Genomic DNA, 23,063 nt, shown 5'->3' with positions numbered 1-23,063 from the left:
GCGAGTAATGCGCGGTCCTCTCGCGTGGAGTATTTCCAGTGATGTTCAACCAACTGCCACACATTCACCGTGATACATGTCACGTGTATTTGCCCAGGTGGCGAGATCATGACTGAGTTCGCACCGAGAGGCTGGCTCTGATCTGCGGTGTGCCGCGGAGGCCGATCACGGATTGGCTTGAAGTTCTCTTCGGCAAAACGCCACGAAGTGACCACCTGAGTATGTTCTTTAATTCGAGGAGCAATCGGCGAGCCGTCTTGCGCTTCGAGAGGACGAGTGGAGAGCGAGTTCGTCGCGACATGACCTCGCCGGCGAATCTTCCGGGACCGCGCCCGCAGCGTCTCCGTGATGCGAGAGGCTCCCTCTATCGAACAGCACAGCAAGAGGAGCGCCCATGGCCACCGTTCTGTCGACCGATCACCCTGCCTGGCACGAGGGCGAGGACGGTACACGCACGCGTGCCGTGCGTACGGCCTCTGGCGTATGGGTCGTGTCGTGGAGCCAGGACGGCCCGCACATGACCTGCGTGCAGGGAGGCGAGGACGCGAAGCCCACGGTCGTCACCACCGATCCCGCGTGTCTGCCCGGCACCGTTCCCGCCGCGCTCAGAGCCGGACTCGACGGTCTCGGAGTCTCGCAGCGCCTGACGAATCCCTCGCTGTGGGACGCGATCACCACTGCCGTCCTCCGGCAGGTGGTGCGGGCCGCGCAGGCGCGCAAGCTCTACCGCGCGTGGTGCGAGACCTATGGGGCCATCGTCGACACACCTCACGGTGAGTTGGCCGTGGCCCCCACCGCGGAACAGGTCCTGGCTCTCGACGAGGGTCAGTTCGCGGCCGTCGGAGCCAGATTCCATCGCACTGCCCTGCAGGCCGCCGCCGCGCACTACGAGCAGCACGCCGAGCACTGGCGGCGTATGGGAGCCGGCGACCTGGTGGCCGCGCTGTGCGGCATCCCCCGGATCGGACCGTGGACCGCCTCCGCCGCGGCAGCGGACTTCACCGGAGACTTCAGCGCCTACCCGCACGACGACCTCGCCGTGCGTACCTGGGCGGCGCAGATCGCGCCCGACCACCCCTGGCCGGGCACGAAGGACAAGACGTTCGGCCCGATGTGGACCGCGATGGCCGGCCCCGACCGCACGGCCCTGCACACCCTGACCCTCTCCACCCTCACCTGGGGCTCACACGCCTTCTGACCAGGAGGCCGAAGGAGCAGGAGCTGCTTGCCGGCCCGGGCGTCCTCGACGCCCGGGCCGGCATCGGCGAAGGACGACCGTCTCTCCGCCCAGACCCTCAAGGCCACGCAGGTGCACGTGCCGCTCCTCGGCAGCGGTGACATCGCACCCGCAGGGATCGCGTCCGGAATCGTCGACGCCCTCAACGAAATCTCGATAGCCTCGACGACCTCGACCGTCCCAACGGCCCCTCAAGGAACATGAACCCGGAACCAGCACAACCCGTCATCGACACGCACGTCATCCTGCGCACCGGAGACAAGATCCTCTTCTCCCAGCGCGGAGGCCCCTACGGCCACGGGCGATGGCACATGCCCTCGGGCAAGCTCGACAAGGGTGAGCCCCTGACCGTCGGCGCCGCCCGCGAACTGTACGAGGAGACAGGTGTCGTCACCGATCCGACGCAGCTGCGCCTCGTCCAGGTCGTGCACCACCGGCAGGACGCGGAGACCGAGCGGATCGGCTTCTTCTTCGAGGCCACCGAATGGGAAGGGGAGCCGGTCAACCGGGAGCCCGAGAAATGCCAGGCGCTCCAATGGTTCACCGTGCACGAGCTGCCCGACGACATCATCGAATACCCCGCGGCCGGCCTGAACGGCTATCTGGCGACCGCCGGCCCCTTCACCGAACACGCCTGGTGAACCGCTTCGTACTCCGACCGCGAGCCCTCGACCGGCGTGGCAAGGGCTGGGTATCGCGATCTGCTGCCGGCGGAGTCTGCTGGTGAACCCTGCCGTGGGGCGGCCCATGTGGCTGCGCGGCAGGCCCCGAAAACGGCTCGGGCGGCGCTCGCGCGGTGAGCGCGGGCGCCGCCCGGAGCGATGCCGACGGCGAGGAAAGCGAAAGAACTCGCATTTCAGAGAGGAATTGAGAAGGAAGCCCTTTCATGGCCTCGCCTTCGGCAAGGCTAGCACTCAGCCCGGGATCAAGTCGCGCAGATTTTCGAGGGTGATGACCCGGGAGTCGGGGTGCAGCCCCTCGGGACGTTCGAGACCTATGTACGTCACGGGCTCGTCCGGGACCGACTCGCCGTCCCACAGATCCACGGTCGTGGTGGCGTCGGACATCAGGTCGACCAGGTACCACACCGTCAGATACCGGCGCTCCACGACGGCGCGCACCACCGTGGACACCGACACCTGGTTCTCCTCGACCCGGTTGGCCGACGAGATGCCCTTCAGATACAAGTGCAGCCACTTGGCGCGCCACCGGCCGTCGTCCTCGCGCCGGAACACCAGCGGCAGCGCCACTCGGCCCACCCCGCGAAGCTCCGACTTCATCCGCACCGTGCGAGGCTCGAACGGCCGGCCCTTCTGCTCACCGTCGCGCAGCATGAACCCGAAGAACGACTCCTCGACCTCCTCGAAGTTCTCGCCGGCGAAGATGTTGACCTGCGGAACGATGAATGTGCTGCGCACCCGGTCCAGGGACAGGTTGATGAACTCCGAGGCCCCGTCGGGGGCCGCGACGACATCGCCCGAGTGCTCGCCCCCGACGGTCCTGAGTGCTGTGTAGGAGAGCCAGGCGTCGGTGCTGTAGTCGGTGTGGAGAAGCAGCGCCGAGAGGTCGTAGTCGGTCCGGTTCTCGGTCTCCTTCCAGTACACGAAGAAGCGCAGCTGTTCGCCGTCGACCGCCGAGACCGAACCTCGCGGCAGTACGCCGAGCCCGGCCGCGGTCGCCTTGCCGCTGAGCGGGAGCGCCACGTCGAGGACGTCAGGGTCGAGCAGCAGCCGGCCCGGCGTCGGGAGCCTGCGGCGTATCTCGGCGTCGAGGGCCGCGATCAGACGATCACGGTCGGCCGAGGGGACGGGCGGCCGGTTGTCGGGGGTGACCCAGCCGCGGCCCCGGCGGTTGACGAAAACCCGGGGTGCGTCGGCCTCGGGCTCCCGGTTCTGGAAGTGCTCGCGCACGGAAAGCACGACCCGGCCGGCCACCTCGGGAGCGACACCTACCGCGGCGGCCACCACCGCGTCCCGCTCATCCTGGTCGGCCGCGATACGCAGCAGCAGGTCCAAGGCGCGGTACAGCTTGCCCGGAGCGGACTTCAGCAGGTGCACGGCGCCGAGGACGTCGAACTCGTCGAGCAGCTTCTCGACACGGCTGTCGAAGGACCGCGCCTCCTTCTCGCCCCGCGCCACGGCGAACACGTCGGCGGCGTGCGGCCAGCGCGGGTACTCGTGCGGGTGGAGACGCTCACCGAGCCGCTTGAAAGGTTCGCGATGGGCGTGCACGTCGGCCAGCTTGGCGGGGTTCGCCGCGACCACGGCGTCGAGACCCGCCAGCAGCGCGCGGCGGACCGGCCGCGAGAGAGCCCGGAACCGGGTCGGCTCCTGCAGCGTCACGTCGCCGCCCGACAGCGCGCAGGCCAGCCGCAGCACGTCGACGACGGTGTCCAGCAGGAGATCCCCGCCGACGGCGAGACGGGCCTCGTTGATGACCGCGCGGTTCTCCCGCACGGGGATCGACTCCGGCTGGGGGCCGAGCGCGCACCGCTCGGCGAGGGTCCTGAGATCGCGTAGACGCTCCTCGCCCAGCGGCGTCGTGCTGCCCGCCAAAGCCAGGTACAGATCCGTGAGTTCGTCGTCCAGGTCCCGTCCGAGGTGCAGGACGGTCACCCGGTCGCCCGCCGAGGCGATCAGCTCGTCCTGCACCGCGAGCATTTCCTCGTACGTGTGCTGGTAGCGGCCGTACGTGGGGAGACTGAGCAGGTCCAGCTCCCTGTGGGCCAGTTGTGTCAGAACGTTCTCGCGCGACTTGTCGTCGCCGAGCGCCATCGCCACACACCGCGTCCAGAACTCTTCGGTACCGGGCACGTTCGCCGGAAAGTCGATGAAGTACGTGTTGTGGCGCGCGTGGTCACCCACCATCTCGCTCACGGTGCGCAGCGTCCGCTGGGCGATGTGCACGACCGCGGACGCGGACAGACCCGACAGCCGCTCCAGCAGCTCCGCCGAGAGCTTGAAGCCCACGGATGCCAGTGCCGCATCGAACTGCCGCGCGGCGGTGGCCCCTTCTCCGGCGGATCCCTGCGGGGAGGGCAGGCGATGCGTGTGCCGGATGACCAGTGATTCGAGACTGCGTGCCATTCGGGGATGATCGCAGAGGTGTGCGAGCTCGCGCACAGGGGTTTCTCAGCGCGGCGGTGAAGGTCACCCGGAGTGGGGCAGATGCCTGCGAACGCCGGGAAGGCCGCACCCGACGCCCGGCCGGAGCAGGCCGAGGGGCTGTGCCCTCGGCCCGACGGCGTGCGCCCTGCGGCCGAGCGGGGACACTCACCCGCGCGCGGACCCCGCCGCGAAGCGGGTGCCGGCCGGGGTGGGACCCGCGGGTACGTCCCCGCGCAGCGTGATGCGGTGCATGACGCGGTGCCGGTCGCCGTAGTCGCGGTTGGCGTAGTGGGCCGTGCTGCGGTTGTCCCACAGGGTGACGTCACCCGGCCGCCAGCGATGACGCACGATGTGCTCGGGCTTGGTCAGGTGGGCGTAGAGAATCCCGAGTATTCCCTCGCTCTCGTGCTCGGAGACGTTCAGGATGCGCGAGGTGAACCCGGGGTTCACGAACAGACCTTTGCGGCCGCTCTCCGGGTGCACACGCACCACCGGGTGCTCCACCGGGGTCAGTTCGGTGAATACCTCGCCCTCCCAGAGGTTGCCGCGCCCCTTTCGGCGTTGGGCCAGGTAGTAGCCGAACGAGCGGGTGCCGTCGTGCAGGGCGGTGAGCGTGTCGGCGAACGCCCGCAGACCCGGCGACAGCGACTCGTAGGCGAGCTGGCTGTCGGCCCAGCTCGTGTCGCCGCCGTTCGGCGGCAGCTCCACGGCCCGCAGGACGGAGATGGCGGGCGGACGCTCCACGAACGTGACGTCCGTGTGCCAGACGTCGGCGAAGCCGTCGTCCTGGCTGTCGAGGGCGTACACCTCGGGAGCCACGTCGCCGGAGTCGTGGACCGGGTGCCCGACGGTGACCTCGCCCAGACGCCGGCCGAACTCGATCTGACCGGCGTCGTCGAGGCGGTGCTGGCCGCGGACGAAGAGCACCTTGTGCCTCACCAGTGCTTCCCGCAGGGCCTGTACCTGGGCGTCGTCCAGGTGGGCGAGGTCGATGCCGTCGATCTCGGCACCGAAGTGCGGGCCGAGTTCGGTGATCGGCAACTGGGACGGGGCGAGAGCGGTCATCCGATGTCACTTCCTTTCCATGGATACGTCGTCGAGGGGGTGCCGTCGCTGTGTCCGGCATGCCGTGGTGTCACGGTCACGGCGCCGCGGCCGCCTTCACGGCGTGTGCGACCTGCGCGCGCAGCTCGCCGAACTCCCGTGAAGCGCGAAGCCCCTCGGCGTCGAACTCGCCGCGCGGCAGCGTGATCGGCAGATCCAGGGCCACCGTTCCGGGGCCACGGGTCAGCACCACGATGCGGGAGGCGAGGAACACCGCCTCGTCGGCCGAGTGCGTCACGAACACGGTCGTACGACCGGTCTGTTCGGTCACCCGGCGGACGTCCTCCTGGAGTCGTTCCCGGGTCAGCGCGTCCAGTGCCGCGAACGGCTCGTCGAGCAGGAGCACGGGGTTCTCGGCTGCCAGCGCCCGGGCTATGGCGACGCGTTGCTGCTGGCCGCCGGAGATCTCCCAGACGCGCCGTTCCTCGATGCCCTCCAGCCCCACCCGCGCCAGCAACTCCGCGCGACGCAAGGGCCATTGACCGCGACCGACACCCGCGTACCGCAACGCGAGGTCGATGTTGCCGCGCACGGTCCGCCACGGGAACAGCCGCGGCGTCTGGAACACCACGCCTGCCGTACGGCCGGGCAGCGGAGCTGCTCCGGAGACCCGTACCGAGCCCTGGGTGGGCTCCTCGAACCCGGCGATCAGACGCAGCAGCGTGCTCTTGCCGCAGCCGGAGGCGCCCACCAGCACGAGGAACTCGCCTGCCGGAACGGTCAGATCGACCGGACCGACGGCGGTGGTGGCGCCGTACCGGTGGGTGACGTGCTGGACTTGGATGGCCCCCGCGTCCCCGGCCGCTCGGCCGCTGTCGGTCCCGGTGCTGTCCTCCCGCACCACGCTCTTCGCTGTCCGGGCGGTCTCACTTGAGGTCATCAGGCAGCCCCTTCAGGTAGAAGGCCTTGCGGACGGCGTCCTCGGAGGGCGCGGCGTCGATCTGCTTCTGGCCGGCGAGGAAGCGGCCCGTGTCGGTGACGTACGCGAGCAGCCTGCCCGGACGGTTCTCGCTCCCCAGCCAGTCCGCCGATGTCACCTGTTCCGGGGTGAGGAACACTCCCTGAGCCAGCTGCGCCCTGGCGTCCGCCGCGCTGATGCCGAGTTCGGCGGCCACCGCCCTGACGGTGCCGGCCGGGTCGGACCTGAGCAGCCGTAGCGCCTCGGCCTCCGCCTTTCGCCAGGCGTCGATCGCCCGGGGGTCGCGGGAGATCAGTTCGTCCGACACGACGGCCAGGTCCAGCGTCGGCTTGCCCGCGGCCCCGATCTGCTTGCTGCTGGTGAGCTGCCGTCCTGTCTTGCGCAGCTCGTCCAGGGTCGGCAGCCAGACGTACGCGGCATCGATGTCGCCGCGCTGCCAGGCGGCGAGTACGGCCTGCGGCTGAAGGTCCACGAGACGGACGTCGGAGGCCTTGAGTCCGGCTCTGTCCAGCGCGGCGAGCAGGCTGTAGTGCGAGGTGGAGGCGAAGGGTGTCGCCACCGTCTTTCCTCTGAGACCGGCGACGGCGGTGACACCACTCGCCCTGCGCGCGACCAGGGCTTCGTTCTCGCCCGCCACATCGAGGACCCAGGCAACCTTGTACGGGATCGGCGACGACCCGGAGACGCCGCGTGCGAACGGGCTCGACCCGAGCGCGGCGATGTCGAGGGACCTGCCGATGAACGCCTGGTTGACACTGGCCCCGGAGTCGAACTTGGTCCATGTGATGCGGTAGTCCGGAAGGGCCTTCTCCAGCAACTTCCTGTTCTTGACGATCAGATCGCCGCTGGGGAAGGCGAAATAGCCGATGCGCAGCCGCTTCGAGCCGCCGGACGACGCCTCGCTCGACGACGAGCAGCCGGCGACGACCGCCGAGGCGGCACCGAGGCCCCCCGCGAGCAGGAGGCGACGGGAAGGGCGGGGCGTGACAGGGGGCATGGTGTGGCCGTTTCTGTGCTGGAGGACGGTTTTCGCCGTGCGAACCGGCGACGGGATCCGGGCAGGCCGAGCGGAACGAAGGATGTTGGGGGTGGCCGGGATCTCGGGAATTGCGGGCATCACGCGGAGCGCGGGAGTCTCGGGGATCGCGGAGGTTCCGGTGCGGGGGCCCACGTCGGCTACGCGCGGCCGCGCCAGGGGACGACAGCGCGCTCCAGCCGTAGCAGCAGGCCGTCGATGACCAGACCGGAGACGCCGATGGTGATGATGCCGACCAGCACCACGGGCGTGTTGTTGTAGTTGGCCGCGTCCTTGATCATGCCGCCGATTCCGGGCAGTCCGTTGACCAGTTCGGCCGCGACGAGAGAGGAGTAGGCAACGCCCACGGCGAGGCGTACGCCGGTGAGTGTCTCCGGCAGGGCGGAGGGAACGACGATGTCCTTGACGACGTCCCAGGGCGACGCGCCGAGCGCGCGAGCGGCCTCGATCAGACTTGTCGGTACGGCGGCCACGGCCGCGGTGGTCGACACCGCCACCGGCGGGAAGGCCGCCACGGCGAGCAGCGCGATCTTCGGCTCCTCGTCGATGCCCAGCCAGATGATCAGAAGCGAGAAGTACGCCAAGGGCGGCAGGGTCCGCAGAAAGGTGATCCAGGGCTCGAAGAGCGCGCGCATCCAGCGGACCGTGCCCATGAGCAGCCCGAAGACCACGCCGGCGGCGATGCCGATACCGGCCCCGAGGGCAATGCGCCGCAGGCTGATGCCGAAGTGCTCGATGAGGTAGGTGCCGTTGTAGCCCCGCACGCCGTCATGCGTCGTCGACACGTTGACGAACGCTTTCCACACGTCCCCGGGTGGGGGAACCAGCGTCCTGCTCCAGGTGCCGCCCTCCGCCAGCAACTGCCACAGAGCGAGGAAGAGCAGGAGCGAGCCGAGCGGCAGGGCGACGTGGCTCACTCGGACTCGAAGGCGGGGCCTTCGCCCGACCGTTGTGTTTCCGTTTTCCTCAACGGACTCAGTGGCGGGCTCTGATGCCGTCGGTCGTGGTGTCGTGGACACGGAGGGTCTCCAAAGAGCGCCGGGGCATGGGTGGTTGACGTACCCGGTCATCGGGCAGGGGTGCCACGTGGGCGTGGATGAAGTCAGGGCTGACGAAGACGACGCGGCCACGCACCGCCGACCGGGAGCCTCACCGGTGGGGGAGTGTCGGAAAGCGCGTCAGATCCGCTCGGTCAGCGACAACACGAGACCGGGCGTCGGCACAGGTCGATGACCAGGCGTCGCACCAGGGACTCGTGATTCATGGGGCCCATTTCTACTGGCAGTCACCGCTCTTCACCAAGGGCCGTCCACGTTCTGGACAGAGCGCGGAGCGCGAACGGTCCGCAGGGGACGCCCACTTCTTCACGGTCGGTGGGGGAGTCGCAGCGCGCCCCGCGGTCCGTTCCCCGGGGCGCGTGGCTCGTGCGCCGCCGGTTGCTCCCACCGGATGCGGCTGACTGTCGACTGAATCCGGTGAGCCGGGACATCCGGACAGGAGAGGAGATTCCCAGGGAGGAAGCATGACACTGGTCAACGCCTGTGTAGTGATGCTCGACTGCGCCGAGCCCGAGAAACTCGCCATGTTCTACCAGGAGTTACTGGAGGGGAAACAGGTGGACGCGTCCGCCAACCTGGTCGAGATCCAGGGTGCGGGCGGCGTCCGGCTCGCCTTCCGCCGCGATGTCAACGCCACGCCCCCGAGCTGGCCCCGCCCGGAGAACTCCCTCCAGGCGCATCTCGACTTCCTGGTCGAGGACCTGGACGAGGCGGAGCGCCGGATCGTCGCCCTCGGAGGGCGGCCCATCGAGACCCGGGACGCCGCAGGACCGTACGAGGAGCGTGGCTACTCCGATCCGGCCGGACACTCCTTCACCGTACGGCTCGTCCCCCCGACCGCACCCAAGCAGGGCTGACAGCCGGCCTGAACTCCGCACCCGGGTCCCGGCCACCGGGGTCCAGGGTGAAGCGCCGGCTTCGGTCGTCCTGGACGGGGGCCGCGACCGCCGGCGGCAGGGCCCGCTCCGGTCCGAGCAGCCTGCGCGAGATCACGGAACCAGGCCGGGGGAGGGGGCGAGGACCGTTCCCGGCACGTCCTGTCGCATCCCGACCGTCGGCAGGTGTATGAGCGGGGGCGTCACGGGTTACCCGGCGGATATGGCGAAACTTCATCTTCCAGGGCGAAAAGATCACGAGCCGAGCACAACGGCGCCGCCCCCTCCGGCTCCGGATGAGGCCGGGCCGGACCGGAAGGCGGAGGGAGCCGGGCCGGAGCGGACAGCGGAGGAAGCCGAGCCTCTCCGGAAGGCGGATGAGGCCGAGCCTCACCGGATGGCGGCGGAAATCGGGCCCGACGGGAAGGTGGCGGCAACCGGGCCCGGCCGGGAGGTGGAGGAGCGCGCGCCGGACACACCCGCCCAGCTCCCCCGGCGGGCATGGGGCGCGGTGCTGAAAGGCAGCCTCAAGGAGTTCAAGGAGGACGAACTGACCGACCGGGCGGCGGCACTGACCTACTACGGGGTGCTCTCGCTGTTCCCCGCCCTGCTCGTGCTGGTGTCCCTGCTCGGGATCACAGGCCGCTCGACCACCGACAAGCTCCTGAACCAGGTCGGTCATCTGGCACCGGGCTCCGCGCGGGACATCATCACCCGCGCTGTCGAGCAGATGCAGGGCAACGCCGGAGCCGGATCCGTCCTGGCCCTCGTCGGCATCGTACTGGCGGTGTGGTCGGCGTCCGGCTATGTCGCGGCCTTCATGCGTGCCGCGAACGTCGTCTACGACATGCCCGAGGGCCGGCCGTTCTGGAAGATCCTGCCGATACGCGTCGGTGTCACGGCGGTACTGATGGTGCTCGCCGTGGCCGGCGCGCTCATCGTCGTCTTCACCGGAGCCGTGGCCCGGCAGGCCGGATGGGCGCTGCACATCGGCGACACGGTGCTGACCGTGTGGGCGATCGCCAAGTGGCCGGTCCTGGTGCTGCTGGTCACCGTGATGATCGCGGTCCTTTACTGGGCCAGTCCCAACGCCAAGCCCAAGGGCTTCAAGTGGATCACCCCGGGCAGCCTCCTGGCCCTGGTCATCTGGATGATCGCCTCCGCGGGGTTCGCCGTCTACGTCGCCGGTTTCGCGTCCTACAACAAGACCTACGGCGCGATGGCCGGTGTGGTCGTCTTCCTGGTCTGGCTGTGGATCACCAACCTGGCGATCCTGCTCGGCCTGGAGTTCGATGCGGAGGCCGTACGGCAGCGGGCCATCGCCGGCGGTCATCCGCCCGAGGCCGAGCCCTACACCCAGCCGCGCGACACCCGGACGTGGAGCGAGAAGGACGTACGCAAGAAGGGGGCACGCGAGAGGGACGTACGCTGAGCTCGCGGTTCGCCCTGCCGGGCGCGTGTCAGCGCGTTTCAGTGCGCGTCAGACGTGGCACCGGTCCCGAGCGCTGCCCCCGCCGCGCCCCGTACGCCCCGTGCGACCCAACGCGATCACATTCCCCCATCGGCCTCCTGAGCGTGCTCCGGGGTCGGTGTGATGATCCGCCCCGGACGACCTTCGAGGTCTGGATCGCGTGCGGATATGATCCCGATCGGCTCGCCGTCCTCGATGACGGCGGCCTGGCGGACCGAGTGCTCGCGCATCGTCCTGGCGACCACATTGAGGTCCTCGTCGACGTCGACGGTGACCAGGCCCGGCCGCACAATCTCGCTCACGGTCATCCGCTCGGCGTCCGCCCCGTCGGCCAGTGCCCCGATGACCAGGTCGTGGTCGCTGATCAGCCCCGTCAGTTGCCCGCTGTCCACCACCAGGACGACATCGACTTCCTGGTCACGCATGGTCCGGGCCACCGATATGACCGATGCGTCACCGTCCACGGTTGTGGGCGTCCCCGTCATGATGTTGCGTACGTTGCCGGTCATCTCGTTCCCTTTCGCCGGTGGACGCGACGCTGTCGCCGCCCTTGCCCGCCGGGTACCCCCGAGGGCGTACCCCCACCACGCGTCGCCGTGCTGAGCCGGCACCACGGGAGGGGGCGATGTGCGGGTTTGCCGACGCATACGGAGGTCACCCGGTACGACGGGGTGCCGCTCTCGCAGGTGCGTTCCGGGGAGGGCGCCCGATGGCGGCGCCGGATCGGTGTCGCGGGCGTTCCGCCGGTGGTGACCGACAGCGGCGACGAAGTGCGGGCGCGGTCACCGCCCGCCCGGACGGAAGGAAAGACGGATGAGTGAGATCCCGTACACCACCACGGATTCCGGCGCGCCGGTCGAGAGTGACGAGCACTCCCTCACCGTCGGTCCCGCCGGGCCCGTCCTGCTCCAGGACGCCTACCTGATCGAGCAGATGGCGCAGTTCAACCGGGAACGGATTCCCGAGCGGCAGCCGCACGCGAAGGGCAGCGGCGCCTTCGGTCACTTCGAGGTGACGAACGACGTCAGCGCCTACACGAAGGCCGCGGTCTTCCAGCCGGGCACGCGTACCGATCTGGTCGTGCGGTTCTCGACCGTCGCCGGTGAGCGTGGCAGTCCGGATACCTGGCGCGACCCTCGCGGCTTCGCGGTGAAGTTCTACACCACCGAAGGCAACTACGACATGGTCGGCAACAACACGCCCGTGTTCTTCGTGAAGGACCCGATGAAATTCCAGCATTTCATCCGGTCCCAGAAGCGCCGCGCCGACAACAACCTCCGTGATCACGACATGCAGTGGGACTTCTGGACGCTCTCGCCGGAGTCCGCTCACCAGGTCACCTGGCTGATGGGCGACCGGGGCATCCCGCGTACCTGGCGCCACATGAACGGCTACACCTCCCACACGTACATGTGGATCAACGCCGAGGGCGAGCGGTTCTGGGTGAAGTACCACTTCAAGACCGACCAGGGCGTCGAGTGCTTCACCCAGGACGAGGCCGACCAGATGGCCGCGGTCGACACGGATTACCACATGCGCGACCTGTTCGAGCACATCCGGGACGGCGAGTTCCCGAGCTGGACCCTGTACGTCCAGGTGATGCCGTACGACGACGCCGCCTCGTACCGGTTCAACCCGTTCGATCTCACCAAGGTGTGGCCCCACGGCGACTATCCGCTCATCCCTGTGGGCCGCATGACGCTGGACCGCAACCCCACCGACAACCACGCCGAGATCGAGCAACTGGCCGTCCAGCCCAACAACTTCGTCCCCGGCATCGGTCCCAGCCCGGACCGGATGCTGCTGGCCCGGCTGTTCTCCTACGGCGACGCCCATCGCCACCGCATCGGCGCCAACTACCAGCAACTGCCCGTCAACGCCCCCATCGTCGACGTCAACAGCTACTCGAAGGACGGGGCGATGGCCTTCCGCAAGACCAAGGACCCCGTGTACGCCCCCAATTCCAAGGGTGGCCCCGCCGCCGACACCGGCCGCTACGGAACGCCGCCCGGCTGGGAGGCCGACGGGATGATCACTCGTTCCGCCTACGTCGACCACCCCGAGGACGACGACTGGGGCCAGGCCGGGACCCTGGTGCGCGAGGTCTTGGACGACGCCGCCCGGGACCGGCTGGTCGACAACGTGGCCGGACATCTCCTCAACGGTGTCTCCGAGCCCGTGCTGGAGCGTGCCTTCGCGTACTGGTCCAACATCGACGAGAAGATCGGCGAACGCATCAGGGAGAGCGTGCGCGCCAAGGCCGACGAGACCGACCCCAAGGCCGCCGGGCAGGGCAACCCGGCCCGCAGCAGCATGCAGGACAAGGCCTGAGGCGGGAGATCAGGTCCTGCGTGCCCGGCGGCCCCGGCTCAAGCCGGAGGAGGGGTCCTAGGGGGGGTGTCTCTTCGATCTTCGTGGATCAGGCCGCGGCGTCCGGTGCGGTGCCTCGGCGTGCGGCCGATCGTCCTCGTACTGGGCGTACGTGGGCGATTCGGCCGTGCGGCGAGGTGCCGTGCCGGGCGTCGCGGACCCACGAAGATCGGGGAGACACCCCCTAGACGTGCGGCCGGTGTCCCCGCTCCTGGTGGGGGAAGGTCTGGTCCTCGTCCGGCAGGGTCGGCTTCGGCAGCGTCGCCACCTCCTCCTTCGCCTTCTCCAGCTGCTCCGCCGTGTCGTGCGGCAGGCGTGGCGGGCGCGGGCGGGTGTGGGAGAAGCGGAAGGCGCTGGTGAAGTCGCCGAAGGTCTCTCGTCGCCAGTCGCTGACGTTCGGCTCCTCGACTCCCGTGAAGCGTTCCAGGAAGCGCAGGGCGGAGGTGTGGTCGAAGGGTTCGGAGGAGACCCAGCCGCCCACGGTCCAGGGCGAGATGACGATCGCCGGGACGCGGAAGCCACCGCCGATCGGCAGGCCGCCGATGAACTCGTCCGCCGTGCCGGCGGGGGGTGTCGGCGGGACCACGTGGTCGAACAGGCCGTCGTTCTCGTCGTAGTTGAGGATGAAGGCGGTCTTCCGCCACACCTTCGGACGGGACGCGATGGCCTCGATCTTCGACGCGACGAAGTCAGCTCCCGCGGCGGGCAGGTAGGCGGGGTGCTCGGACTGGTAGCTGGTCGGCACGATCCAGCTCACCGCCGGGAGCCGGTCGTTGCGTGCGTCGTCCTCGAACGTGCCCTCCGGCTGCGGGCGCACCCCGCGCTCGTACAGGTCGGACCCGGGCTGGGCGTTCTTGAAGGCGGCGAACTGCTCCAGCATGTTGCAGCCGTAGTCGTCGTCCTGCTGGTAGACCTTCCAGCTGACTCCTGCCGCCTGGAGGCGTTCGGCGTACGTCGTCCAGCGGTACGGCTGCGGCGCCGAGTTGTTGATGACCGGGCCGCCCCGGGTGCCGCCGGGGTCGATCGAACCGGTCATCCACATCAGCCGGTTGGGCCAGGTGGGGCCGAAGACGGAACAGAAGTAGTGGTCGCAGATGGTGAAGGTCTCGGCGAGGGCGAACTGGAACGGTATGTCCTCGCGCGTGTAGTAGCCCATCACGTAAGGGCCGTTGACGCCGTCGGCCTTGCGGTGCGCGGGCAGCCACTGGTCCATCTTGCCGCCGTTCCACGCCGCGTGCTGCACCGACCAGGCGTGGCTGGTGGACGGGATGGCCTGCGCGCTCGACGTGTGGGTGTCGAGATGGAAGGGGAGCAGGTATCCCTTCGGGTTCTGGGTGTCCGGCTGGTAGAAGACGCTGCGCCCGTCGTCCAGTCGTAAGGCGCGGGGGTCGCCGAAGCCGCGCACCCCGGAGAGAGTGCCGAAGTAGTGGTCGAACGAGCGGTTCTCCTGCATCAGCAGGACGACGTGCTCGATGTCCCGCAGCGAACGGTGTCTGGGCGGTTCGGCGGCGACCGCCTTCTGCACGCTCGGCGGGAGGAGGGAGAGCGCGGCCGCCCCTCCCAGCGCGCCCGCGGCCGAACCCAGGAGCCTACGGCGAGTCAACTCGGTCATGGTGCCCCTTCTTGGTCGTGCTCGCTGAGTGAGTCAACGGACACTGTGCGCCACGGAAGGCGAGTGGCGTCAGGGGGCGGACGGTGAACAAGTGGGCAACGTGCGGCATGGGCCCGGTCAAACCGTGACAGTCGAGGCGCATCGCTCACCCCGGCCGTGCAGCGCCCTCGTCCGGAGGCGTAGGCTCGGGTTATATCTCTGACTGAGTCAAGTATCTGGAGGTGGCCATGACCGTTCAGGACGTCCGTGCCTTCAACCGCTTCTACACACGCCTCATCGGCGCCCTCGACTACGGCCGCCACCTCTACGCGCCCTACACGCTCACCGAGACCCGCGTCCTGTACGAACTCGCCCACGACCAGGAGCTGGACGCCGCCGACCTGCGCGAACGGCTCTTCCTGGACGCCGGATACCTCAGCCGCATCCTGAACAGATTCGAGGAGGGCGGGCTGGTCGAGCGCGGCCCCTCCCGCAACGACTCGCGGCGCCGGCGCATCGCTCTCACCGACCGCGGCCGCGAGGCGGCCGCCACACTGGACGAGCGCGCCCGGGAGACGGTCGGGAAGCTGCTGGAGGCCGTTGCCCCGGACGACCGGAAACGGCTGGCGGGGGCCATGCGCGCGATCCGCGACATCCTCGGTGACGAGCCGGAGCGGGAGCAGCGCTCCGGGAAGGCCGGGAAGGCCGAGGAGGCTGGTGAGGCCCGGGAGGTCGGTGAGGTCGTTCTGCGCGAGCCGCTCCCGGGCGACCTCGGCTGGATCGTGCGGCGCAACGCCGTCCTGTACTCGGCCGAGTACGGCTGGAACGCCGAGTACGAGGGCCTGGTGGCGAGGATCGTCGCCGACTTCGCCGCGGACCACGATCCGGCACTGGAGCGCGTGTGGATCGCGGAGCTGGAAGGCCGGCCGGTGGGTTGCGTGATGTGCGTGCGGGACGCGGCGCCGGGGACCGCCCGGCTGCGCCTGCTGCTCGTCGAGCCCGGCGCGCGGGGCCACGGCGTGGGCGACCGGCTGGTACGGGCCGTCGTCGACTTCGCGCGCGACGCCGGCTACCGCCACCTGGTGCTGTGGACCAACGACTTACTCGGCAGCGCCCGCCGCCTCTACCAGCGTCACGGCTTCACCCTCGTCGGCGAGAAACCGCACCGCTCCTTCGGTAAGGACCTCGTGGGCCAGGACTGGCGGCTGGACCTCGACCAGGGCCTGTCCGGCGGATCGTGTGAGCCCTGAGCTTCGGGATCACCGCCTGTTTTGTGGGGCGGGGAGATCTGACGAGCGATGAGTGGGCGCGACTGGCGCCGCATCCGGCGTTGGGGACCAGCGGTACAGCCGTTGGCGCCAAGCGCTTGATCTTGGTCGTCCAGCACAGGCGATCGGGCTGTTGCGGGGGTTTTCCGGAAGCTCTTCGATCGCTGCCGGGGCTGGCTACCGTCCGCCGCATGCCGGTGGAATTTTGACCGATGCGCGCCGGGTGCGCCGCCTCCGGCCGACGGACGCGATCAACGACCAGGTCATCGGTATCGGGCAGATGGTGGTGCCCGGCACCCCGCGCGACTCCCTGTTCATCCTGGACGCGCTGCTGAACCTGGACGGCGGGGTGAAACCGGAGATGGTCGCGGGCGGCACCCTGCGCCCGCTGCGCGACCCTGACGCGGCCGGACTCGATGACGACGAGGACGGCGCTGAGAACTGACGGCGTCAGGTGCCGACCAGGCGCACCGATCAGCTTGTGAGCCGCGGCCTTGGTCAGCCGCTTCGCAGCCGTGACGGTCTGCCCCCCCGCGGCCCCGAGGCCACCATGGCGTGGTTGTAGCCGTTGGCGGGAGGCATGCCCCGGGGCGTACGAGGTGGCGCATCGTCACGTCCTACTCATCCGGGTCCCAGGCGCTGAGCTGCTCGAAGAGACGTCGGTCGCCGTCGAGTTGCAGGGAGTCGGTCGGGATACGGTCGTGCAGGATGAGGACCAGCTCGCTGGCCGTGCCCCGAGCGGAGAGGAAGGCGGCGGCCGCGTCCGGGTCCTGGCCGGCAGCCGTGGCCGGCATGGTGCCGGGCCCGGGGAGGCGGGCGGTCCGTGCGCCGTCGGCGGAGAGCGAGAGGCGCCAGGAGCGGCCCTCGGAGGCGTGGAAGTCGACGACAGCGGGCTTGTGCGGCCAGGCACTCGTCGTTGCGACGCAGGTGGACAGGAACTCGTCGACACCGTCGAGCGCCACCTCGTCCGGCAGCGGCTGCGGGGCACCTACGGTGATCTGGGCGTCGTACGTGTGCACCGCCATCTGCTGGAGCTGGTGCCGAGCTACGGCACCGGAGGTCTGCGGCGACTGCAACGCCTCCCACCACGTCCAGCAGCCGCGATCCGGGCCGGCCTTCCGCAGTGCGTCCAGCAGTTGCTCCGTGGACTCCGCCAACCAGGCCAGCAGGGCCTCGCGCTCCCGAGGCGCAGCCGGGGCGCCCTCCGCCGCGGACTTGGCCGGAGCAGGCCCTGCGGCGACGGTGGCGGCCCAGTCGCGGCGCCCCTCGCCGATGTGCTGCGCCAGATCGAACAGCGTCCACTCGGGGCAGGTCGGCACCTGTACGTCGAGGCTGGGCGCGGAGGCGACCGCGGCGCGGAAGGCGGTCGACCGTTCGTCGATCAGCCGCAGCAGAACGGGGAACTCGAGTGTCGTTGTCACCCGGACTCTGTATCACTGCGTTCCGACAATCCGACAGCGATTTTCACAGCCGCCATCGCGGGCTGGCGCCGATGACTCCAATCCCGTGATGCCGCCATGATCCGCCGGACAGCCCCCAGAGGGCGCACGGCAGACGGACGGACCTCGACGGGTAGGGCGGACACGACTCAACTCGCGAGCTTTTGTGGGGCAGACGCACATGTGGTCGGACACCATGGAGGGGTTCGCAGTCCTCAAGGCGGCAGTGGCGGGACTAGGGCCTTCCTTCCGGATCAGGCCGGCTCCGGTCTGCGGTGCCTTCTGGCCGACCCGAGCGGGGTCTGGTGCGTGCAGCTGCAAGGCGGAGGAGGGAGTCGACGCGGCGCGTCGGGGACCGACGACAACGCCGCAGATGTGCGTGCCAGACCCCGCGACCCCGGCAAGATCCGGAAGAGAGGCCCTAGTGGGCGGGGATCACGGCGGATGGTCCAACAGGTGCGCGGCAACGCCCGCTTCGCAAGGACGGGACACCGCCGGGCGGCGGAGCGGGTCGGGCGGAAGATGCCCGGGACTGGAGGTCTGCAGCCCTCCAGCGGCCGTTGGCCGGTCAGCTCAGGCGGTGCCCGTGTGGGCGGCCATCGCGTCGCGTTGGTAGACGGCGAGCCCGGCAGCGACCTGGCCGTAGGCCGCGCGGCACTGCACGTCGTCGACGTAGGTCTGTCCGAGCGCCTTGAGCGCGGCCGCGTTCGGGGTCCGCATCCGGCAGATGCCCCGGTACTGGGCATCGACCTCGGCCTGCACCGCCGGCTCGGTCATCCGCGTGCCGGCTGCCATGGCCTCAGCCATGCGGACCATCGCCGCCGTGGCCTCCTGCCGCAGCCGCGCCTGGTCCTCGTCGGTGAGCGTGCCGGTGAACTGTCCCGACTGCTTTTCGGCGATGGTGCGGCCGACCGTGGCCGCCAGCACGTTCAGCCGCTCCTGGTTTGCCGGCAGCCCGCGCTGGTGCTCGCGCAGCGCGGCCACCTCGTCGACCTGGCGCTCCAGGACCGCCGCGATCTCGCGCAGTCCCAGACCGAGTTGCCCGCATCAGCAGGAGCTGCTGCAGCCGCAGCAGCTCTGCCTCCTCGTAGTTCAGCAAGCGCGAAAGGCCCGCCGCTCGCGCACCGGACGAAGCCCGTCCGGCTTCTCAGAAGGACGAATGGGCGAACCAGTGGGTCAGCAACTGTTCATCCCCCTCGTGGGCAAGGGACTTGGCCGTGTAGGGCAGGCGGCCGTAGACGAGCAGGAGCAGGTCGGCCGCGGTTCCCCGGACGGTCGCGTCGGCGGTGACCGTGGCCGGGTGGGCCGGGTCGATCCCGAAACCGTCGGGCCGCAGGCGCACGAGCCAGGCCTCGTCCCCGTCCGTCGTGTGGAAGCGGATGGTCCTGTCGGCTCCGCGCAGCTCGGACACCTTGGGGGCGAAGAAGGTGGCGGAGGGCAGGTTGACGAGGAACTCGTCGATCCCGTCGACGGCGAGCGAGCGGTCGATCGAAGGCCGCAGTCCGAGTGCGAGTTCGGCGTCGACCCGGTGCAGCAGGGTCTCGAAGAGCATCCGGCGTGCCCAGAAGCGGGCGTGCTGGTCGGCGCCCCACGCCCACATCGGCAGGTCCGGGTCGGTGACCGCGAAGGCGTCCGCGGCCACGGTCGCGCTCTCGGCCAGCCAGTCGGCGTATCCGGCCGCCTGATCCGGGAGGTGAAGGTCGACGTCACGGCTGCGCGGCGGTTCCTGGACGCGTGCCCGCAACAGGACCGAGAACCAGCGCTGGACGCTGCCCGTGTGCCTGACGAGTTCGGCCAGGGTCCAGCCGGGGCAGCCGGGCACGGCCGTGTCCAGGTCGGCGTCGTTCACGACCGCGACGAACCGGGCGGTCTCCGCCGCGATCGCCGCGCGGTGATCGACCGAGGTGACAGCGGACGCGTGGTCGGTGTGGTCGGGCGTCTTCATCGGGACAGGCCTTTCAAAGAAGCTGCGGGTTCAGAGCGGGTTCAGAGACGAAGGGAGCCGGCCGCGGCACCGACTCGGGACATCTGACGAGTACGGGCTGCGGCCGGCGGTGCTGCGTGGAGCAGGGTCACACGAGTTCGGTACGGGGTTCCGGCTCCGAGACTTCCGGCGTGCCGGAGGCCACAGCCTCGGCCTCGGCCTTGCGGAGGACCGGCGTACGAGGAGCGTGCGTCGCCTTGATCCCGGTCAGGGCGACGAGGACGACCAGGCCGAACGCCACGCCGGCGATCTCGAAGCTCAGCGTGAACTGGCTCTCCTGGGGGAGTGCGGGCATCCCCTTCGGGAGCGGGATGGTCTTCGACGCCAGCAACGAGGTGATCACCGCGCTCGCGACGGCGCTGCCGACCGAGCGGGAGATGGAGTTGATGCCGTTGGCGATACCGGACTGGTGGGGAGGGACGCTGGCGACGATGAGCGCCGGCATCGCGGCGTAACCGAAGCTGATCGCCAGACCGATGACCATGCCCGCGCCGATCACCGAGGCGGTCGTGTCGTGCGCGGCGCTCAGCCACGTGAAGCCGACCACGCCGAAGCAGGCCCCGGCGGCCAGAGTGACGCGCGCGCCGAGCCGGCGCACCAGAACGCCGCCGAACTGGGAGCCCAGGAGCGAGACGAGCGTGGTCGGAAGCAGGTACACGACGGACGCCGCGAGCACGGAGGCGCCGAAGCCGTAGCCCGCGATCCTCTCGGGGACCTGGACGAGGTACGAGACGCCGATGAACTGGGCGAACATCGCGAACCCGAGCAGCAGCCCGGCGAGGTTGGTGAAGAGAACGGGCCGGTGGACGAACATCCTCATGTCCACCATGGGTTCCTTGACACGGCTCTCGGCGAGGACCCACAGACCGGTCGTCACGACCATCGCGGCGAAGCAGCCGAGGGTACGGCCGGACGTCCAGCCCCACGTGTGCCCCTGCGAGATGGGCAGAAGCAGCAGGACGAGCAGCGCCGCCAGGGTGAGCGCGCCCAGCCAGTCCGTGCGCCCACCCGTCTTCGTCCGGGAAGCGGGCACCGCGAACAGCACACCTGCCAGCGCGACGACCGCGAGCACCACCGCGAGCCAGAAGACCCGGTGGTAGTCGGGGTCCGAGCCGCGGGTGAGGAGCCCCGCGCCGACCAGCGCGAGTCCGCTGCCGAACGCGAGCGTTCCGCTGACCAGGGCCATGGCACCGTGCAGCTTCTCCGGCTTGATCTCCTCGCGCAGGATGGAGAGGGCGAGCGGGAAGATCGCGGTTGCCGCTCCCTGCATCACCCGGCCGACGATCAGCCAGGTCAACGAGGTGGTGGTGGCGGCGAGCACCGAGCCCGCGATCATCACGAGCAGTACGCCGACGAGGGTGGGCTTCTTGCCGTGCTGGTCACCGAAGCGGCCGAGCAGCGGGGTGAAGACGGCCGCCGACAGAAGCGTGGCGGTGGTCACCCAGCTGACATTCGCCGTGGTGGCCCGCAGGTCGCTCTGGACGATGCCCAGGATCGGGACGACCAGGGTCTGCATCATCGAGACGACCATCGCGGCAAGCCCGAGCACCAGGACGACCGCGGTGTCCGCCGAAGGTCGTCGGGCCGCCGTGTGCTGTTCGTGAGACACGGAATCTCTTCCTGAGTGAGACCTCGACGATCTATTTCAGAACATCGAAGATTGAGAACATCAAGTAACGGTCGGGACCGTAGCCGCCGATATTTGAGATCGTCAAGTTTCGAGGCGTAGGGTGAAGCGCATGACGGCATCCCCCCACGTCGGCCGCGCCCAGCTCATGGAGCTGCTCTCCGTCTCGCTTGCCTCGTACTACGGCGACTTCACGGTCGCCGCCGCGAGCGAGCACCTCACGGCCAGCCAGGGCAAGACACTGAACGTGCTGCGCCGGGAACCCGCCTCGATGAGTGTGCTCGCTGCCACCCTGACCTGTGACGCCTCCAACATGACCGGGATCGTCGGCCGCCTGGAGAAGCGCGGGCTGGTGCGCCGCGAGCCGAGCCCCTCCGACCGGCGCGTCAAGAACGTCGTCCTCACTCCCGAGGGCGAGCGGGTCATCGACGTGATCCGCGGGAAGATGCACCACACGCTCGACGGCCTGAACCGACTCGACGAGCAGGAGCGGGAGGCGCTGTACGCGCTGCTGGAGCGCGTCTTCCAAGCGCAGCCCGTCGCCGACCACTCCTGAAGTCGCCCGCGGGACGCGGCGTGCGTGCCGGGGCCGTACTTCCGAAGGCGCAACGGGGGGTCGTGCGAGAACGCTGAAGAGGCGACGCCGCCGGCCGGGGCTGCTCATCGCGCCACCACCCGTCTGGTGGGCGTGCCGCAGCTCGGACTGTTCCGGCCCGCTGTCAGCCCCTGTGCCGCTCCCTCTGCCGGTCACCCGGAAGTCGGTCCGTGGGCTGCCGCGCCGGGCCGGACGTAGTCGCCCCGTCGACGTCGGCGGGCCTTCACCCGGGCAGTCCTGTCCTGGGTACTCCTGCCCCGGTCCGACGGAGTCGTCGAGGCGGCCGTGCGCAGCGTCCTCGGGCCCGGAGTGAACGTGTGCGACGGCGGGGCCGGGCTCACCCCGGGCGAGGGGGACTCACTCGGACAGATCCAGACCGTCCTCGCCGTCGAGGAGGAGTCCGGCGCCCGGCTGCCGACGACGAGTCTCATGAGCCCCGGCCGCTTCGAGCGGCTGTGCCGTGTGGTGGCCGAGCGGGCCGGAGCGTCGATCTGAGCGAGCGGTCAGTTCCAGCAGACGCAGGGCGCCGGGCGGGCGCTGAACGCCTTGTCGGCGTCCGGCTCCGCTGCGACCTGTCCCACCGGTGGGGCGAGGGTGAAGTCGGCGGCGGGGTCGATCTCGTCGAACGAGCCGAACAGACGCGTGCGGGGGAACCACTCGCCGAACGGCGCCGTGGACTCGCCGATGCCGATGAACTGGCTGCCGGTGGCGACCGCGGCACGCACGTCCCACGGCCCGTCGCCCACACAGACGACCCGGTCGAAGCCGTCGCCCGCCTGGTGGATGGCCTCCCGCACCACGTGCTCGCGGAAGGTGTGGTCGCTGGCGGTGGACACCGGGCCGGCCACGCCCAGCGGTGCCAGCTTCGCGGCGGTGACCTCCCGCATGCCACCGGTCGCGAACGCCACCGTGTACGCGTCGGACTCGGCCAGGGACCGCAGGAAGGCGGCCGCGCCGGGTATCTGCTCGACGGCCTCGCGCTCGGTGGCGGCCAGGAAGCGTTCGTACAGCCGGTCGGCGAACTTCTGGGTCTCGGCCTCGTCCGGGAGCCGGCCCGTGTTGCGCCGGAAGACCTGACGGAAGATCCACGAGTCCGTGTGGTGGGCGTAACCGCCCCACCCGGAATCGATCTCCGTGAGCCCGCAGTCGCGCAACGCGCCTAGGAAAGCGGCCTGGTGGGGGGCGACACTGCGCAGCAGGGTGCCGTCGATGTCGAAGACGATCAGAGTGGTCATGGCCTGCTCTCCTGGTCGAACGCGATGACGATCTTGATCGTAGGGGACGGCTGACCACATGCCGGAGAACGTGAGCGGGTTCACCGGTCGCACGACCCGCTGGAACGCAAGCAGGCGCCACTGCACCGGACTTCGCCCACCGCGGGG

21 protein-coding genes and 1 pseudogene are annotated in these 23,063 nt (G+C 69.7%); 9 read left to right on the top strand and 13 right to left on the bottom strand.

Annotated features, from left to right (window positions below):
* Positions 1–394: 394 nt before the first annotated feature.
* Positions 395–1,198, top strand: a complete 804-nt coding sequence (locus tag OIB37_RS04170; protein ID WP_330456136.1) for a hypothetical protein — start codon at positions 395–397, stop codon at positions 1,196–1,198.
* A gap of 239 nt (positions 1,199–1,437) precedes the next feature.
* Positions 1,438–1,878: an NUDIX hydrolase gene (locus tag OIB37_RS04165; protein WP_330456135.1), complete on the top strand. Its 441-nt coding sequence runs from the start codon at positions 1,438–1,440 to the stop codon at positions 1,876–1,878.
* A gap of 273 nt (positions 1,879–2,151) precedes the next feature.
* Here OIB37_RS04165 and OIB37_RS04160 read toward each other — a convergent pair whose 3' ends face one another.
* The 5 genes from OIB37_RS04160 to OIB37_RS04140 all read right to left on the bottom strand — a co-directional run bounded on the left by OIB37_RS04160 (position 2,152) and on the right by OIB37_RS04140 (position 8,320).
* Positions 2,152–4,323, bottom strand: a complete 2,172-nt coding sequence (locus OIB37_RS04160) for a hypothetical protein (protein ID WP_330456134.1) — start codon at positions 4,321–4,323, stop codon at positions 2,152–2,154.
* A gap of 186 nt (positions 4,324–4,509) precedes the next feature.
* Positions 4,510–5,409: a TauD/TfdA dioxygenase family protein gene (locus OIB37_RS04155; RefSeq protein ID WP_330456133.1), complete on the bottom strand. Its 900-nt coding sequence runs from the start codon at positions 5,407–5,409 to the stop codon at positions 4,510–4,512.
* Positions 5,410–5,485: 76 nt separating this feature from the next.
* A complete protein-coding gene (locus OIB37_RS04150) occupies positions 5,486–6,328 on the bottom strand; it encodes an ABC transporter ATP-binding protein (protein WP_330456132.1) in 843 nt (280 codons plus the stop codon).
* Positions 6,315–7,364, bottom strand: a complete 1,050-nt coding sequence (locus OIB37_RS04145) for a taurine ABC transporter substrate-binding protein (protein ID WP_330456131.1) — start codon at positions 7,362–7,364, stop codon at positions 6,315–6,317. The genes OIB37_RS04150 and OIB37_RS04145 overlap by 14 nt, the downstream gene beginning before the upstream one ends.
* A gap of 179 nt (positions 7,365–7,543) precedes the next feature.
* Positions 7,544–8,320, bottom strand: coding sequence for an ABC transporter permease (locus OIB37_RS04140; RefSeq protein WP_330456130.1), 777 nt, complete (start codon positions 8,318–8,320; stop codon positions 7,544–7,546).
* A 605-nt stretch (positions 8,321–8,925) separates the two neighbouring features.
* On the opposite strand from OIB37_RS04140, the gene OIB37_RS04135 reads away from it, so the two are divergent.
* Entirely contained in the window at positions 8,926–9,318 is a 393-nt protein-coding gene (locus tag OIB37_RS04135) for a VOC family protein (RefSeq protein ID WP_330456129.1), read from the top strand.
* A 22-nt stretch (positions 9,319–9,340) separates the two neighbouring features.
* Here OIB37_RS04135 and OIB37_RS04130 read toward each other — a convergent pair.
* Positions 9,341–9,457 (bottom strand): annotated as a pseudogene (locus OIB37_RS04130) (glutathione S-transferase family protein); the annotation flags it as partial.
* A 276-nt stretch (positions 9,458–9,733) separates the two neighbouring features.
* Between OIB37_RS04130 and OIB37_RS04125 the strand changes: the two are divergent.
* Positions 9,734–10,768: a YihY/virulence factor BrkB family protein gene (locus OIB37_RS04125; protein ID WP_330456128.1), complete on the top strand. Its 1,035-nt coding sequence runs from the start codon at positions 9,734–9,736 to the stop codon at positions 10,766–10,768.
* 116 nt (positions 10,769–10,884) lie between these two features.
* Here the strand turns inward: OIB37_RS04125 and OIB37_RS04120 are convergent, their stop codons facing one another.
* Positions 10,885–11,316: a CBS domain-containing protein gene (locus tag OIB37_RS04120; protein ID WP_330456127.1), complete on the bottom strand. Its 432-nt coding sequence runs from the start codon at positions 11,314–11,316 to the stop codon at positions 10,885–10,887.
* A gap of 304 nt (positions 11,317–11,620) precedes the next feature.
* Here OIB37_RS04120 and OIB37_RS04115 point away from each other — a divergent pair, with 304 nt between their 5' ends.
* Complete coding sequence (locus OIB37_RS04115; RefSeq protein ID WP_330456126.1) at positions 11,621–13,138, top strand: catalase; 1,518 nt, start codon at positions 11,621–11,623, stop codon at positions 13,136–13,138.
* Positions 13,139–13,361: 223 nt separating this feature from the next.
* Here OIB37_RS04115 and OIB37_RS04110 read toward each other — a convergent pair whose 3' ends face one another.
* Positions 13,362–14,789, bottom strand: coding sequence for an alkaline phosphatase family protein (locus OIB37_RS04110; protein ID WP_330456125.1), 1,428 nt, complete (start codon positions 14,787–14,789; stop codon positions 13,362–13,364).
* A 227-nt stretch (positions 14,790–15,016) separates the two neighbouring features.
* On the opposite strand from OIB37_RS04110, the gene OIB37_RS04105 reads away from it, so the two are divergent.
* Entirely contained in the window at positions 15,017–16,018 is a 1,002-nt protein-coding gene (locus OIB37_RS04105) for a bifunctional helix-turn-helix transcriptional regulator/GNAT family N-acetyltransferase (protein WP_330456124.1), read from the top strand.
* Between the two features lie 223 nt (positions 16,019–16,241).
* Entirely contained in the window at positions 16,242–16,481 is a 240-nt protein-coding gene (locus OIB37_RS04100; protein WP_330462095.1) for a hypothetical protein, read from the top strand.
* 172 nt (positions 16,482–16,653) lie between these two features.
* Here the strand turns inward: OIB37_RS04100 and OIB37_RS04095 are convergent, their stop codons facing one another.
* The 4 genes from OIB37_RS04095 to OIB37_RS04080 form a co-directional block, all read right to left on the bottom strand.
* Positions 16,654–17,457: a maleylpyruvate isomerase N-terminal domain-containing protein gene (locus OIB37_RS04095; RefSeq protein WP_330456123.1), complete on the bottom strand. Its 804-nt coding sequence runs from the start codon at positions 17,455–17,457 to the stop codon at positions 16,654–16,656.
* A 591-nt stretch (positions 17,458–18,048) separates the two neighbouring features.
* Entirely contained in the window at positions 18,049–18,459 is a 411-nt protein-coding gene (locus OIB37_RS04090; protein ID WP_330456122.1) for a TipAS antibiotic-recognition domain-containing protein, read from the bottom strand.
* A 163-nt stretch (positions 18,460–18,622) separates the two neighbouring features.
* Entirely contained in the window at positions 18,623–19,420 is a 798-nt protein-coding gene (locus OIB37_RS04085; RefSeq protein WP_330456121.1) for a maleylpyruvate isomerase family mycothiol-dependent enzyme, read from the bottom strand.
* Between the two features lie 127 nt (positions 19,421–19,547).
* A complete protein-coding gene (locus OIB37_RS04080; RefSeq protein ID WP_330456120.1) occupies positions 19,548–21,068 on the bottom strand; it encodes an MFS transporter in 1,521 nt (506 codons plus the stop codon).
* Positions 21,069–21,198: 130 nt separating this feature from the next.
* Between OIB37_RS04080 and OIB37_RS04075 the strand changes: the two genes are divergently transcribed.
* Complete coding sequence (locus OIB37_RS04075; RefSeq protein ID WP_330456119.1) at positions 21,199–21,642, top strand: MarR family winged helix-turn-helix transcriptional regulator; 444 nt, start codon at positions 21,199–21,201, stop codon at positions 21,640–21,642.
* 324 nt (positions 21,643–21,966) lie between these two features.
* Positions 21,967–22,176 carry a hypothetical protein gene (locus OIB37_RS04070; protein ID WP_330456118.1) on the top strand — a complete coding sequence of 70 codons (210 nt, stop codon included), beginning with the start codon at positions 21,967–21,969 and terminating at the stop codon, positions 22,174–22,176.
* An 8-nt stretch (positions 22,177–22,184) separates the two neighbouring features.
* Here the strand turns inward: OIB37_RS04070 and OIB37_RS04065 are convergent, their stop codons facing one another.
* Positions 22,185–22,916 (bottom strand): HAD family hydrolase, encoded by a 732-nt coding sequence (locus OIB37_RS04065; protein WP_330456117.1) that lies wholly within the window; start codon positions 22,914–22,916, stop codon positions 22,185–22,187.
* Positions 22,917–23,063: the final 147 nt, after the last annotated feature.

Source organism: Streptomyces sp. NBC_00820, assembly GCF_036347055.1.
Lineage (GTDB): Bacteria > Actinomycetota > Actinomycetes > Streptomycetales > Streptomycetaceae > Streptomyces.
The sequence above is the reverse complement of the archived record's forward strand: the minus strand, read 5'-3'. Positions and strand labels throughout refer to the sequence as shown.

What these genes read in the sequence shown, in the direction of transcription:
- OIB37_RS04110 (WP_330456125.1), bottom strand. Translation starts at nt 14,789, where the DNA reads ATGACCGAGTTGACTCGCCGTAGGCTCCTGGGTTCGGCCGCGGGCGCG.
- OIB37_RS04115 (WP_330456126.1), top strand. Translation starts at nt 11,621, where the DNA reads ATGAGTGAGATCCCGTACACCACCACGGATTCCGGCGCGCCGGTCGAG.
- OIB37_RS04125 (WP_330456128.1), top strand. Translation starts at nt 9,734, where the DNA reads ATGGCGGCGGAAATCGGGCCCGACGGGAAGGTGGCGGCAACCGGGCCC.
- OIB37_RS04065 (WP_330456117.1), bottom strand. Translation starts at nt 22,916, where the DNA reads ATGACCACTCTGATCGTCTTCGACATCGACGGCACCCTGCTGCGCAGT.
- OIB37_RS04160 (WP_330456134.1), bottom strand. Translation starts at nt 4,323, where the DNA reads ATGGCACGCAGTCTCGAATCACTGGTCATCCGGCACACGCATCGCCTG.
- OIB37_RS04155 (WP_330456133.1), bottom strand. Translation starts at nt 5,409, where the DNA reads ATGACCGCTCTCGCCCCGTCCCAGTTGCCGATCACCGAACTCGGCCCG.
- OIB37_RS04085 (WP_330456121.1), bottom strand. Translation starts at nt 19,420, where the DNA reads ATGAAGACGCCCGACCACACCGACCACGCGTCCGCTGTCACCTCGGTC.
- OIB37_RS04165 (WP_330456135.1), top strand. Translation starts at nt 1,438, where the DNA reads ATGAACCCGGAACCAGCACAACCCGTCATCGACACGCACGTCATCCTG.
- OIB37_RS04135 (WP_330456129.1), top strand. Translation starts at nt 8,926, where the DNA reads ATGACACTGGTCAACGCCTGTGTAGTGATGCTCGACTGCGCCGAGCCC.
- OIB37_RS04150 (WP_330456132.1), bottom strand. Translation starts at nt 6,328, where the DNA reads ATGACCTCAAGTGAGACCGCCCGGACAGCGAAGAGCGTGGTGCGGGAG.
- OIB37_RS04120 (WP_330456127.1), bottom strand. Translation starts at nt 11,316, where the DNA reads ATGACCGGCAACGTACGCAACATCATGACGGGGACGCCCACAACCGTG.
- OIB37_RS04075 (WP_330456119.1), top strand. Translation starts at nt 21,199, where the DNA reads ATGACGGCATCCCCCCACGTCGGCCGCGCCCAGCTCATGGAGCTGCTC.
- OIB37_RS04170 (WP_330456136.1), top strand. Translation starts at nt 395, where the DNA reads ATGGCCACCGTTCTGTCGACCGATCACCCTGCCTGGCACGAGGGCGAG.
- OIB37_RS04105 (WP_330456124.1), top strand. Translation starts at nt 15,017, where the DNA reads ATGACCGTTCAGGACGTCCGTGCCTTCAACCGCTTCTACACACGCCTC.
- OIB37_RS04145 (WP_330456131.1), bottom strand. Translation starts at nt 7,364, where the DNA reads ATGCCCCCTGTCACGCCCCGCCCTTCCCGTCGCCTCCTGCTCGCGGGG.